General features: G+C 53.4%; 12 protein-coding genes. 4 read left to right on the top strand and 8 right to left on the bottom strand.

Translation table 11 applies throughout. The annotated features are described in order from the left end of the window. Positions 1-57 precede the first annotated feature (57 nt). Positions 58-798 (top strand): SDR family oxidoreductase, encoded by a 741-nt coding sequence (locus tag USG84_RS00060; RefSeq protein ID WP_253541154.1) that lies wholly within the window; start codon positions 58-60, stop codon positions 796-798. Between the two features lie 33 nt (positions 799-831). Further along, on the top strand, positions 832-2,526 hold the full coding sequence (locus USG84_RS00055; RefSeq protein ID WP_151413890.1) for a thiamine pyrophosphate-binding protein: 1,695 nt from the start codon (positions 832-834) through the stop codon (positions 2,524-2,526). 33 nt (positions 2,527-2,559) lie between these two features. Here USG84_RS00055 and USG84_RS00050 read toward each other — a convergent pair whose 3' ends face one another. The 5 genes from USG84_RS00050 to budA all read right to left on the bottom strand — a co-directional run bounded on the left by USG84_RS00050 (position 2,560) and on the right by budA (position 7,234). Continuing rightward, positions 2,560-3,258: a GNAT family N-acetyltransferase gene (locus USG84_RS00050; RefSeq protein ID WP_151413891.1), complete on the bottom strand. Its 699-nt coding sequence runs from the start codon at positions 3,256-3,258 to the stop codon at positions 2,560-2,562. A gap of 107 nt (positions 3,259-3,365) precedes the next feature. Next, positions 3,366-3,839, bottom strand: coding sequence for a cold-shock protein (locus USG84_RS00045; RefSeq protein ID WP_151413892.1), 474 nt, complete (start codon positions 3,837-3,839; stop codon positions 3,366-3,368). 131 nt (positions 3,840-3,970) lie between these two features. Continuing rightward, on the bottom strand, positions 3,971-4,741 hold the full coding sequence (locus tag USG84_RS00040; protein WP_151413893.1) for a (S)-acetoin forming diacetyl reductase: 771 nt from the start codon (positions 4,739-4,741) through the stop codon (positions 3,971-3,973). A 20-nt stretch (positions 4,742-4,761) separates the two neighbouring features. After that, a complete protein-coding gene (gene alsS / locus USG84_RS00035; protein ID WP_414146768.1) occupies positions 4,762-6,483 on the bottom strand; it encodes an acetolactate synthase AlsS in 1,722 nt (573 codons plus the stop codon). Next, positions 6,455-7,234, bottom strand: coding sequence for an acetolactate decarboxylase (budA, locus tag USG84_RS00030; RefSeq protein ID WP_061098944.1), 780 nt, complete (start codon positions 7,232-7,234; stop codon positions 6,455-6,457). The genes alsS and budA overlap by 29 nt, the downstream gene beginning before the upstream one ends. A gap of 105 nt (positions 7,235-7,339) precedes the next feature. On the opposite strand from budA, the gene USG84_RS00025 reads away from it, so the two are divergent. Continuing rightward, entirely contained in the window at positions 7,340-8,221 is an 882-nt protein-coding gene (locus USG84_RS00025) for a LysR family transcriptional regulator (RefSeq protein WP_253541151.1), read from the top strand. Positions 8,222-8,293: 72 nt separating this feature from the next. Here the strand turns inward: USG84_RS00025 and USG84_RS00020 are convergent, their stop codons facing one another. Together USG84_RS00020 and USG84_RS00015 are read right to left on the bottom strand one after the other, a co-directional pair. Further along, positions 8,294-8,656 carry a cupin domain-containing protein gene (locus USG84_RS00020; protein ID WP_253541148.1) on the bottom strand — a complete coding sequence of 121 codons (363 nt, stop codon included), beginning with the start codon at positions 8,654-8,656 and terminating at the stop codon, positions 8,294-8,296. Between the two features lie 75 nt (positions 8,657-8,731). Then, a complete protein-coding gene (locus USG84_RS00015) occupies positions 8,732-9,550 on the bottom strand; it encodes an AraC family transcriptional regulator (protein ID WP_151413895.1) in 819 nt (272 codons plus the stop codon). A 249-nt stretch (positions 9,551-9,799) separates the two neighbouring features. Here USG84_RS00015 and USG84_RS00010 point away from each other — a divergent pair, with 249 nt between their 5' ends. Beyond that, positions 9,800-10,255: a hypothetical protein gene (locus USG84_RS00010; RefSeq protein ID WP_151413896.1), complete on the top strand. Its 456-nt coding sequence runs from the start codon at positions 9,800-9,802 to the stop codon at positions 10,253-10,255. Positions 10,256-10,480: 225 nt separating this feature from the next. Here the strand turns inward: USG84_RS00010 and USG84_RS00005 are convergent, their stop codons facing one another. Further along, positions 10,481-12,523: a P-loop ATPase, Sll1717 family gene (locus USG84_RS00005; RefSeq protein WP_063408938.1), complete on the bottom strand. Its 2,043-nt coding sequence runs from the start codon at positions 12,521-12,523 to the stop codon at positions 10,481-10,483. Between the last annotated feature and the right edge of the window lie 333 nt (positions 12,524-12,856).

The raw sequence follows: 12,856 nt of genomic DNA, 5'->3' as shown, positions 1-12,856 counted from the left end.
TATTCTTTAATTCCCCCCTGCCTTTATTTTTGCATCACTCAACGGCGAGATAAGATCATGAATAATAGTGCAAACAAAGTTGTTGTTATCACCGGCGCCAGCAGCGGTATAGGTCAGGCTATTGCCCTGTATTTAGCGAATAAGCCCTTTTCGCTGGTGCTGGTGGCGCGTCGCCTGGACAGAGTTAACGCCCTGGTGGATCGCATCATCCAGCAGGGCGGCCAGGCGATCGCCGTTAAGGCGGACGTGACCCGTCAGGAGGAGGTCCAGCACGCGATTGACGCTGCGGTTGCCACATACCAACGCGTCGACGTGCTGATCAACAACGCGGGCTTTATGGCTATCGCCCCCATCAGCGAGCGCAAGACCGACGAGTGGGACCAGATGATCGATACCAATCTCAAAGGCGTTTTATATGGCATAGCGGCGGCGTTACCGGTGTTCCAGCGTCAGGGCGGCGGACATTTTATTAACGTTGCCTCAGTGGCCGGAATTAAGGTGCTTGCCCCCGGCGGCGTGGTCTACAGCGCCACGAAATTCGCCGTCCGCGCGCTGAGCGAAGGCTTACGCCAGGAGGTTGGTAAAACGGTCCGCACAACGCTTATTTCCCCCGGTGCGGTCGAAAGCGAACTGCAATTCGGCAGTTCTGACGAAGAGAGTAAAAAATTTCTCCATGAATTTTATAAGCAGGCTATTCCGGCAGACGCCATTGCACGGGCCGTATTATTTGCTATTGAACAGCCTGATGATGTTGATGTAAATGAAATTATCGTCCGACCCACGCAGGAAGAATTTTAGCATGCCTTAAATAACGCTGAATGAGGTGTCATTATGATTAAGTCATTAACGTCCTTATCAGATTTAAATATGCGAACAGGTGCCGACATTCTCCTTGAAGTGCTGGAGAGTGAAGGCGTGGAATATATTTTTGGCAACCCCGGCACCACCGAACTTCCGCTGATTGATGCCCTGCTCCGGCATGAAAACATTCACTATATTCTGGCGCTCCAGGAGAGCAGCGTGGTCGCCATAGCCGACGGCTACGCAAAAGCCTCTGGCAAAACGGGCTTTATCAATTTGCATACCGCCAGCGGTCTCGGGCACGGCATGGGGAATCTCATTAACTCGCGGATCATGAAAACCCCGCTGGTGGTCACCGTCGGGCAACAGGATACGCGCCACTACGTGCGTGACCCGCTCCTGTATGATGACATTGTTTCCATCGGTTCCCCGGTCATGAAATGGGCGCAGGAGGTCACCAGCGCCGACCAGCTTCCGGTGCTGGTGCGTCGAGCGTTCCACGCTGCCAGCTATCCTCCCGCCGGTCCCGTATTGCTCTCACTGCCGATGAACGTGATGGAAGAGCTCAGCGATGCCGGGATACAAACGGCATCCAAAGTGAACTATCACACCGTCGCGGGCTCGCTGGACGAGCTGGCGGAGGAGCTGAGCCAGGTTACGCCCGGCAGGATCATGATTGTGGCGGGGGATGAGGTTCACTCCAGCGGCTCGACGCAGGAGATTGTCGAGCTGGCGGAAAACCTGGGCGCTCACGTCTACGGCTCCTCCTGGCCGTTGAACCTTCCCTTTCCCACCCAACACGCGCTCTGGCGCGGCAACATGCCCACCACCGCCTGCGAAATCGCCAGCATCGTTAACGCCTACGACGCCGTCTTTATCATCGGCGGCAGAAGCCTGATCACCATCTTATACAGCGAAGGGGACGCGATTCCGGGAACGTGCGCGGTTTACCAGCTTTCGGCCGACATGAACGAGCTGGGCCGCACCTACGCCACCCGCCTCTCGGTGATGGGGGATATCAAACTCTCCCTGAAGGCGCTGTTACCGAAGCTTGAGCAACGCCGCATGGCAGGCAAACTGGTTCATCAGCAGCTGCTTAAAACCGCGCTCGGCGAACGAGAAAAAGAGTGGCAGCAGCAGGAAGAACGCCTGTCGGCAGAGCGGCTGCGCCCGGCCATTTCGCCGATGGTGGCGGCCTATGAAGTCATCAAAGCCGTTCCGCCGGGCACCACCATTGTTGATGAAGCGATTGCCACCGCGAGACATGTCCGGCGTTTTATTTCCGACCAGCAGCACCAGCGCTACTATTTCATGCGCGGCGGCGGTCTGGGCTGGGGTATGCCTGCGGCGGTGGGTCACTCGCTGGGGCTGGGCCGCGAGCCGGTAGTCTGCCTGATGGGCGACGGCGCCTCACTGTATTCACCGCAGGCGCTCTGGACGGCGGCACACGAAAATCTGCCGGTTACCTTCATTGTGATGAATAACCTGGAGTACAACGTTCTTAAAAACTTTATGAAGGGCCAGCCGGGCTACAGCTCGACGCAGCTGGGGCGCTTTATCGGAATGGATCTGATTAATCCGCACATTGACTTCCAGTCCCTGGGCACCGCCATGGGCATTCACTGCTGTCGGATAACCGATGCCGCAGACATCGCCGAAGCGGTAGCCCGCGGGCTGCTGTCAGGAAAAACCAATCTGATTGAAATCGTGATTTCCGCGGATTAACCGCGCGTTTACGCTGTACCCTACATATAAAGCTTATAAACGAAACGCCTCCAGCCGCGTAATCTGCTGCCCCTGGGCGTCAAAATTCTCCGCCGCCAGCCAGGCGCGCAGCTCCGCATCCCTTTGCGGCCATTCGCCGTCAATAATCGAAAGCATATCGCTGTCGCGGTTGCGCCCTTTACGCACCAGCTTCTGGCGCAGGCATCCTTCCCAGACAAACCCCAGCCGCTCCGCCGCGCTGCGTGAGGCGGTATTCATCGAATCGCACTTCCACTCCACCCGACGGTACTTGTGCGCAAAGGCATTTTTCAACAGCAGCCACACCGCTTCGGTGCCGATGCGGGTGCCTTTCATCCTGCGCGACCAGGTAACGTGGCCAATTTCCACCGAGCCCTGAAACCGCTCAATCGCCATGTAGCTCACCAGCCCTACCGCTTTTTCAGTGCGTAAATCGATTACCGCAAACGGGACCAGATCGTCATCCATCACCTTGCCGAGCACCCAGTGCGCGGTGGCTTCCACGCTTTCAGGCTGGGTGCTGGCAAGCCACGTCCAGTCGCTGTCATCACCCAGCGCGTAGGCCTCGTATAAATCAGCCGAGTGACGATCGGCGTCCAGCGGCTCCAGACGGCAATACTGACCGGTGAGCGGGGTGCGGGTTAAGACCCGGGCGCATTTCCAGTCCGGGACGATATCGTTAACGGTTTGACCATGTTGATTGATTTCGGGCACGGCGATGACTCCCTGAAAGGTAAGGAGTTTGTTATAGCAGGTTAAAAAGCGGGCGAAAAGGGAGGATTTGCAGGCCGGGTCAGGCGGAACCGCCGCCCGGCATAAGATTACTTCAGCAGCTTAACCGTAGCGTCGATATCGATTTCATCTTCGGTAAAGATCATCGTCGTGTTCTGGAAGGTGGTGATCGCCAGCTTCTTCACCGTACGCATTTCGCCCGGCTTTTTGTCGGATTTTGGTTTGATGCTGTTCATCAGCAGCCCCACCGACAGCACCGCGTTCTCTTTGTCGATTTTGGTATCAACGGGCTCTTCTTCGCTGAACACCACGAAGGATTTGATCGAGGTGAGCTTCACGCGCTCGCCCGCAATATAGAGGTGCTTACTTTCAGGGATCACCTTCACCGCGAAGGCGGAGAGGCCTTTGTTGTTGGTGGTCGGCTCGAAGGTCACCGCAGCGTCTTTTTTAATCAGATCGGGGTTCGCGACCTTAATCACATGAAAATAGCGGTTGTCGCCGTTTTCATCTTTGATAAATCCGAAGCCTTTATCTTTAAACCACGTTGTGATTGTACCGTTCATCGCTGTTACCGCCTGTCAGATCGTAATGACTAAAGTTTTGCAGCGCGCAGTGTAATGCACAATGGCGGAGGAGACAAAAAAAAGCCCCTGCACGGAGGCAGGGGAAAACTCATGTCAGAGCTTATTAGAATTTAATTAAACACCATTCCACCATCAATTAAGAGCGACTGACCGGTCATGTAGTCGGAATCCGGGCCAGCCAGGTATGAGACACAGGCGGCCACATCTTCCGGCTCGGACAGACGGCCAAGCGTAATGCGTTTGGCAAAAGTTTCGGTCCCGTAGCCGAGCGGTTTACCCGCCGCCTCGGAGACCTGACGGTCGATTTCCGCCCACATCGGCGTTTTGACGATGCCCGGGCAGTAGGCGTTCACGGTGATCCCCAGCGGCGCGAGGTCTCGCGCGGCGGTCTGGGTCAGGCCGCGAACCGCAAACTTGCTGGAGCTGTATACCGCCAGCTCCGGGTTGCCGGTGTGGCCCGCCTGGGAGCAGGCGTTGATGATTTTCCCGCCGTGCCCCTCTTTGCGAAACGCGTCGATGGCAGCCTGAATGCCCCAGATCACCCCTTTCACGTTGATGTTGTAGACCTTGTCGACAATCTCCGGCGTGATGGTTTCGATGGGCGTAGACGGCGCTACCCCGGCGTTGTTAACGATAACGTTGAAGCCACCCAGCGCGGTGCGCGCTTTCTCCACCGCCGCAAATACCTGTTCGCGGTCAGAAACGTCGACCTTCACGGCGACGGCGTTGCCGCCGTTACGGATGATTTCATCGGCAACGGCTCTTGCCGTCTCAACGTTATAGTCGGCGATGGCGACGGCAAAGCCGTCTTTCACCAGGCGAAGCGCAATCGCTTTACCAATCCCCTGGCCTGAGCCTGTTACGAGAGCCACTTTTTGCATTTCTCTGTCCTTATATTGATTCACAAAATCTGGCTGAGATGGAGCTGGCCCATCAGCAGCGGGTTATCGCTGTAGTCGACGGGAATAGCCACCACGGCCGGGCCGTCGACATCCATTGCCGCGCGAAGCGTCGGCTCCAGCGCCTCGGCGCTCTCCACGGCGAAGCCCTTGGCGCCGAACGCGTCGGCATAGGCTTTGAAGTCGACCGGGCCGAACTCCACGCCGGAAAGACGCTGGTATTTTTTCTCTTCCTGAATGGCCACCATGTTGTAGGCGTTATCCACCCAGATGATGTGCAGCACGTTGGCATTGAGGCGCACCGCGGTTTCCAGCTCCATGCTGGACTGTAAAAAACCGCCGTCACCGGAGACTGACACCACCTTGCGGCCCGGGTTGACCAGCCACGCGCCAATCGCCCACGGCAGCGCGACGCCCATGGTCTGCTGACCGTTGGAGATCATCACCTGACGCGCGCGGAAGCTGTAGAGGTAGCGGGCGATCCAGATATGGAAGCTGCCCATATCGACGGTGAGCGTCACGTCGCTGTTCACGATGTCCTGCATGGCGCGCACGATGCGCAGCGGGTGCAGGGCGAACTGGTTGAGCGAGGCGCCGCGGCGGTCGAGCAGATCGCGCTGATGCTGGCGATCGACCAGGATCTCTGACGCACGCTGGCTCAGCTCCAGCTTACGTTCGATCCGGTTAGCGAGCAGGTTCAGCGTTTCGGCGATGTCCCCCACCAGCTCCAGATCCGGCACGTAGTTACGCTCTTCATAGGCGGGCAGCACATCAATGTGCACCAGCGTCGCGTCGCCGCTGTTCCACATAGAAGGCTCGTACTCCACCGGGCTGTAGCCGATGCAGATAATCAGGTCCGCCAGATGCAGCAGCCGGTCGCCCGCCTGGTTGTTGAACAGGCCGACGCGTCCGGCAAAGCGGGTAAAGTGCTCCTGGTTCACCGCCCCGGCGGCCTGATAGGTGCTGGTGACCGGGATGCGGCTTTTCTCCAGCAGCTTGCGCAGCGCGGCGCTGTTCGCGGGCTGGCTGGCCATCAGGCCGAGCAAGATGACCGGATTTTTGGCGTTTTCGATAAGCTTCGCCACGTCGTTAATCGCGGACTCCGGCGCCGGGCCCATCAGCGCCGGGCCGCTGGCGGGCAAAATCGCGCCCGTCGCGGGCTGGTCGACAATATCCTGCGGCAGGCTGACGAACGCGCCCCCCGGCCTGCCGTGCTCGGCGGCGCGAAACGCGTTCGATACCACCTCGGCAATCGCGTCCGGCGAACTGACCTCCACGGCGTATTTGGTGACCGGACTGAACATGGCGACGGTGTCCATGCTCTGGTGCACCAGCTTGGCTTTATCCGCCCGCTTCACCGCCCCGCCCAGCGCCACCACCGGGTCACCCTCGCTGTTGGCGGTGGCGATGCCGGTGATCAGGTTCGAACAGCCCGGCCCGGAGGTGACCAGCGCCACCCCGGCCTTGCCGGTCAGCCGCCCCACCGCCGCCGCCATAAACGCCGCGTTGGCCTCGTGGCGCACCGGAATAATCTCGATGGAGGAGTCCAGCAGGGAATCAAACACCTTGTCGATTTTCGCCCCCGGTATGCCGAACACCTGCTTCACGCCCTGCGCTTCCAGCTGGCCGACAACCATATCGGCGCCGTGCGCCCACTGACGTGACTGTTTCTCACTGTTCACGGTAGTACTCCTGTTAGTTTTCGACGGCGCGGATAGCCGCATCAAGGTTGCTGGGGTGCAGGTTGGCCTGTAAAAACGCGCTGTCGGCGGGCAGGTCAATCATCAGCTTGTGAATTTCACCGAAGGTGAGCACGCCGCTCTCCAGCTGGTAGTCGAGCAGATGTCCCCCGCCCTGGCGGTCGTCGGTGATAAAATGCTCGTGATACCCGGCCACGTTAATGCCCTGCATGTGCTGCGGCGTGCGGAACCCGACCAGCACCCCTTCGCGCTGGTTAAAGCGGAACACCGGCTGGTCGTCCAGCACGTCGGTCATCGCCCGGTACGGCGGCTTCTGTCGCGGCACCGTGCGGGTGTGGGCGTGGCGGAAATTGCCGTCAATGCGCAGCGCGCAGAACAGGTTGTCGGAGGGGATCTGCTGGTCGATGACGTCGTGGATCTGCTGGCGGCTGACCGGCGCATCGAAGGTTTTGCGGTACTGCGGCTGGAACCAGGTCATCACCGCGAACGGCGTTTTCTGCTCCGGCTTCGCGGCCCGGGCGCTGCCGTCGGCGCGCAGCTGGTACACCTGGCTGCTGAAGGCAATCATTTCGCCATCCAGCTCGTTAAAGGTGCCGAGACCAAAATCACCGTGTGCCAGCAGGTCGGCGATCGTCGTCTCCCCTTCGTACACGCCGCTTAGCAGGGCGCTCATTAGCGATGTCTGGTAGATCACGCTGTCAGGATGCTGGGCGGAGAACCCGCGCAGGGTCTCGCACAAACTCGCCTCACAGTCGCAGGCAGATGAATGCATCATCGTGCTCGTCCTCTTCAACTTTATTTAGAAAGGTTAAATAAATGTTGACCCGATTCAGCAGAGAGTTCCAATATAGAAACCATGCTGGTTTGAGACGTTTTAGATATGGAACTTCGTTATCTGCGGTATTTTGTCGCGGTTGCACGCGAGCGACACTTCACCCGGGCGGCCGAAGCGCTGGGTATTTCACAGCCTCCTCTGAGTCAGCAGATCAAACGGCTCGAAGAGGAAGTGGGCACGCCGCTGTTCAGGCGCCTGACGCGTGGCGTGGAGCTGACCGAAGCGGGAGAGGCATTCTACGAGGACGCCTGTAAAATCCTGGCGCTGAGCGATGCCGCGCTGGAGAAAGCCCGCGGCATCGCGCGCGGGCTGAACGGCAACCTGTCGATTGGCATCACCAGCTCCGACGCTTTCCACCCCAAAATTTTCGCGCTGATTCGCCAGTTTCAGGTGCAGAACATGGCGGTGCAGGTTCACCAGGTGGAAGCCAATATGTCGTCGCTGACGACGATGCTGGCGGAAGGTGAGCTGGATATCGCTTTCGTGCGCCTGCCCTGCGAGAGCAGCAAGATGTTCGAAATAAAAATCCTCGACCGGGAGCCGATGGTGGTGGCGCTGCATCGCGATCATCCGCTGGCGGCGTGCGGTTCGCTGGCGTTAGATCAGCTTCGGGATACGCCGGTGGTGCTGTTCCCGCAGGAGGTCGCGCCGGGCCTGTACGACCGGGTGCACGGCTGCTGCGAGCGGGCCGGGATTGACGTGCAGCACGCGCTGCAGTCGTCGCAGCTCTCCTCCTCCCTGAGCATGGTTTCCGCGGGCGGCGGGTTTGCCCTGGTGCCGAAATCCATGGCGGCCATTTCACCGCCGAATGTCACCTATCATGCGCTGAACTCGCCGGAGCTCTACACCGATATCGCGCTCTGCTGGCGGCGGTTTGAACGCTCGCGGACGGTGAAGCGGTTTTTGGGGATGATGAGCGAGGGGTGACGGCCGGTTTGGTTGGTGGTTTTTGTAGGCCGGGTAAGGCGTAGCCGCCACCCGGCAAGTCAGCTTCCGGCGTCAAATCCAGACATCGTTCTCTGCGGTGCGATCCCCGCCTTCGTGTCCGGTATTCAGGACCCCGCAAGGTTCTATCATCATCATTTTCACAATACCCTCAGCAGAGGTTTTGTGCTCAACGCCTTTTGGCACAACGTACAGCTCTCCCGGATTAACGAGCACGTGTCCGTCACGAAAATCAATACGTAGCACGCCCTCGACCACGATAAATGCTTCATCGGTTTCAGGATGCGCGTGCCATATAAAATCTCCCTCTATTTTGACAATCTTAAACTGGTAGTCATTCATCTGAGCGATGACCTTCGGCTGCCAGCGCGCGTCGAAGAGGGAAAATTTATTTTCCAGATTAACGGGTTGATACATGGTGACACTCCCTATGGTTGAGAAGTGTCCAGAATAGAGTTAAGCCATTGCGCCAGTCTTGAACGATCGTGCAGCTCAGGCGCGGCTGTTTTGGATGATTTTCTGCCAGCGTCCCGGCGAGATCCCAAGCGTTTTGATAAACTGGCGAGTCATATGGCTTTGGTCGGAAAACCCGGCCTCAACGGCCGCTTCAGCAAGAGACAGGCCTTTTTCAATCAAACGTCGGCAATATTCAAGACGCCGCATCGTCACATAGCGATACGGGCTTGTTCCGTAAAGTGCACGAAAATCCCGACTCAGGCTCCAGCGATCCCTGCCGCTGACCTCGGATAGCGTGTCGAGCGTAATGTCCTGGCTGAATTCTGTTTGAATATACTCGCGTGCACGCTCTGCGCGACGATAATCGAATGCGCATCGACGAAAGCGTTGTCCTCCCACCATGGCCAGCGTGTTGGCCAGATCGTAAAGCGCATCCTCTTCTTCCAGCGTATCGACAGGTTCTTCTGGTGCTTTTAGCAAGGATTCGGTCGCCGCAAAAAGCCGGGGATCGGATGAGATCCCGCCGGGAATAAACGGCAGCGGTTTTCCGCCCAGGATTTTCTGAATTAACGCGGGATCGATATACAGCATCCGATACTGAAAACCTTCAATCGTCCCCGCTTCTCCGTCATGCATTTCATCGGGGTGCAGAACCATCGTCCCGCCAGGAAGGCTGTGTTGTTGACTGCCCCGATAGTGAAAGCTCTGCACCCCGGACAAGGTTCTGCCTATCGCGTAGGTGTCATGCCGATGTGGCTCATAGCCATGTCCGCTAAAGTACGCCTCAATGCGCTCTATTTTCCCTGGCGTTTGCGCAAATTTGACCCAGTCTTTGCTCTCGCTGGCGCTCGGCATATGTGCAACCTGATAACGGTAGAGGGGGAAGTAACACCATAAACGCATGGAGTGGCATTTGGAAAGATATTGATGTCAGGGCTTTTTGGAAGACTCCTCGCAAACCTGCAAGTAACCTTATGTAATTCAGGGGCATCCCTTTTCATCCCTTCTTCGCGGTCGTAAAGTGCCTGCGTTGCGGCACATCCGTAACCGGGCGTAGGAACCCGTTAGCATAACATGACATTTTTTGAACAAAGAGGATGCTAAATGGCGACTACCCCTGGATTTACATACGCGCTTTCTGAGGAAAGTGCTGTTCATCATCTTGTTAACACTTCAATTCCCGATTCCGCAGATCTTTTTGAACTGGCCGACGCCTGCACCGCCTATGTGAGTGTACTACTGGAAACTGACGACGTGGTGACGTTTGCCACCCTCTGTAAGCGATTGCTGGCTGCGCTGAAGCGGCTGCGGGAATGCTGCGATGCTGAACTCCCGCCGTATCTGGTTGAACAGCTGATTGCGGGGGAAAAGACCGCTTCCTGTGTGCCGGACTGCTGGCAAGAGACGGCGTTGCAGGTGGATTATGCCGTGGCGTTAACGCTGGCAGTAATGGGCGGGACGTTGCCTGCGAGCGTGGCGAAAGAACTCACCGGGCTGCTGCATGATATGGTCTGGCTGCTGGCGGAGTTTGTGAAGGAGCCTTATATCCAGGCGCACTGAGGCGAGTGATGGGAGGCCGGGGTTCTGCTGGGTAAGAAGCGGGATTTCGGCCTTACGCTAACGTTGAATGTCTGCAAAGATCGATAAGCAGACATGAAGCATCCAAAGAAAAAATACTTTAAACTTATGATTAAGTTGAGAGCATCAGTTCAATCCTGATAATGTATTTTTACACACAAAAAAAACATTCGATTTAATAAGCTTTTAATCATTCACCCACAAGACTTAAGATATTTGCCTTACCATATAATCATACTTGTCTTGCAAGTGAGACTCTTTAAAAGTTCCTTTTATCGCCTGTCTTAAAAATACTTCTAAATCTTTAGTATTTAAGATTAGAATCAAACCACTTTTATTTCTATTGGCAATATTAGAAATATGTCTGAAATATTGTGATTTTAGCTCATCACCTCTGTAAACAATAATACCAAAATGTCCGAATGTATCATTCAAGTAATATCCCAGCTGATGAAAATCATCCGCGCTCAAATCTGTGTAATTTTTACACTCCCAGACAATCTGAGTTGCTCCATATTTGGCCCTAATTACTTCCCAAAAGCCATCCGATGCTCTATTTGAAGCTACCCAGTCTCTAACGGAGGTGTTATCGTGAGAACGAGCCTGAGGTTGAACATTGGTCAATGTTCTGAAGAAACACAAACGAATAACATTGCCTACAATATCTTCAAAATCTTTGGCCGACTCCTTTCCTGTTGGCAAGGCCTTCAGCTTATCCAATGTATCTTCTAAGGCCATTTTATACTCATCAAGTTTAAAACTATCTGGTAAATCTTCTAATACACCTTCGTTTCTTAATGTTGTTTGTTCTTTCAAATCATTTAACAAAACAGCCCTTAAATTTAAAGCCTGATGATAAGTTGGATGGATGTAAAAGGTAGATGAGTGTTCAAAGGAAGGTTTTGAATTAGAGTCTTTACCCGAATCTTTATATTCAATTGTATTTTTACGCCTAATACCTAAAAAACCAATACCATAAAGTAATTCTATGAACCTAAATGGGGTCGAAAAGTCGTAGAACCATGATTTACAATATTTAGAAATAGCATCATTAACTAAAAGTTTCTGAATAAAATCCTCTATGGCGACCAATGTAAACTCATTGCCAAGACCAAAGAAATACTCTATTACCAAACTAATATTTGGATAATTCTCAGCATATTCATCGCCTAAATCCTTAAGTCGGCTGGTACTATATCTTTTCGCAGCATAGACCAAATCATCTTCAGTGATTGTTTTATTATTACGGCTTATTGCTGAATCAATTGAATAACTTGTAAGCATTAATACATCTCTAGGACGATGCTGACAGATCTGCATAACCCGCTCTATACTTTTGTCTTTATCACCATCAAAAAAATGTCCCCACGCTTCCCCTCCTAATTTAGGTTTGGCTGTGAAAGGTCTCACAAGTCTTCTCTCAACAAGTTCTGTAAGCTTTTCAGTTGTCCACTCAAGAAAAACAACTGATGTTTCTAATCTTGAAAATTCGTTATCACGTGCACGAATGCGATCGTAAATATTCTCTCTAATGAACACATATGGCTTAACATAAGGCGTAGATGCTATTAACCTAACTGTGGCATGCATCAAAGCCATTAGACATATTATAGCTGAGTCCGAACCATCCCATGATTCATCAAGTCTATCAATCAAAAGAATAAAATTATGATTAGCATTGAGTTCTAAACTATTAACTTCTTGGATTAATTTTTTACTCCTATTTATTTGTCGCAACCATAGTTTTTCATTTTCTTTAGTGTAGGCCTCAAAAATTTCCTCAACTAAATTTAGTACTCGCTGGTCAAAGTCACAATCCTCAATAAGACTTCTTTCTTTTCGTATAGACTCAGGGGCCTTAGAGAAATCGAATCCTAATTTTTCATTCCATGCTTTTATTACTTCATCAATTAATGCTCTTTCCATTGAATGCATCAATGATTTGAACGGCCGTTGGCGAGTATCAAGGAACTCTTCATGTTGTAAAGGCAGTCTTAGCAAATCAAAAATTTGAGGAACTATGGTAATAGATTTAGATATCCGCCTCTCAACTTCAATTGTAATTGCCGTTTTACCTGCACCACGTCTTCCAATGAAAAAACAACTAGTATTATCTACGTTTAATGCAGCTAGTGTCGCGGGAGTTGATACAAAAAGCTCCGTTGATTTCCTAATAATGTCATACTCGGCAAAGGACTGGCCAAGCTGTACCCTCTGTAAAGCATCTTTAGGTAATTGAACATTTCCCACAAGCCACCCTCCGTAACATTATTATGCTCTGAAATAGTTCGTTTCAATCATAGACGGCAAAGTTTCTTATAGCATTTCTCACTGATTCTTATGAAACTATTTTTAGATTCTCTAATCTTATATTTAACAAACCACACCTAACCAACTGATATTGTTGACTAATTTAACTACATTACTTAAAGATACATCTCCGTTAAACTCATCTCAACATTGAACTTTAATCTGTTATGAGCCAATAGGATCATGACGTGCTCTCTTTCGAACTTTTTTATCAATGTCTGCTCCTGGCACAAAACAGACATTCATACTCACATCTATCCCCCCACCGCCTCG

The organism is Enterobacter sp. 168J2, from assembly GCF_034107265.1.
Lineage (GTDB): Bacteria > Pseudomonadota > Gammaproteobacteria > Enterobacterales > Enterobacteriaceae > Enterobacter > Enterobacter nematophilus.
This window is presented reverse-complemented; position numbering and strand designations above follow the sequence as displayed.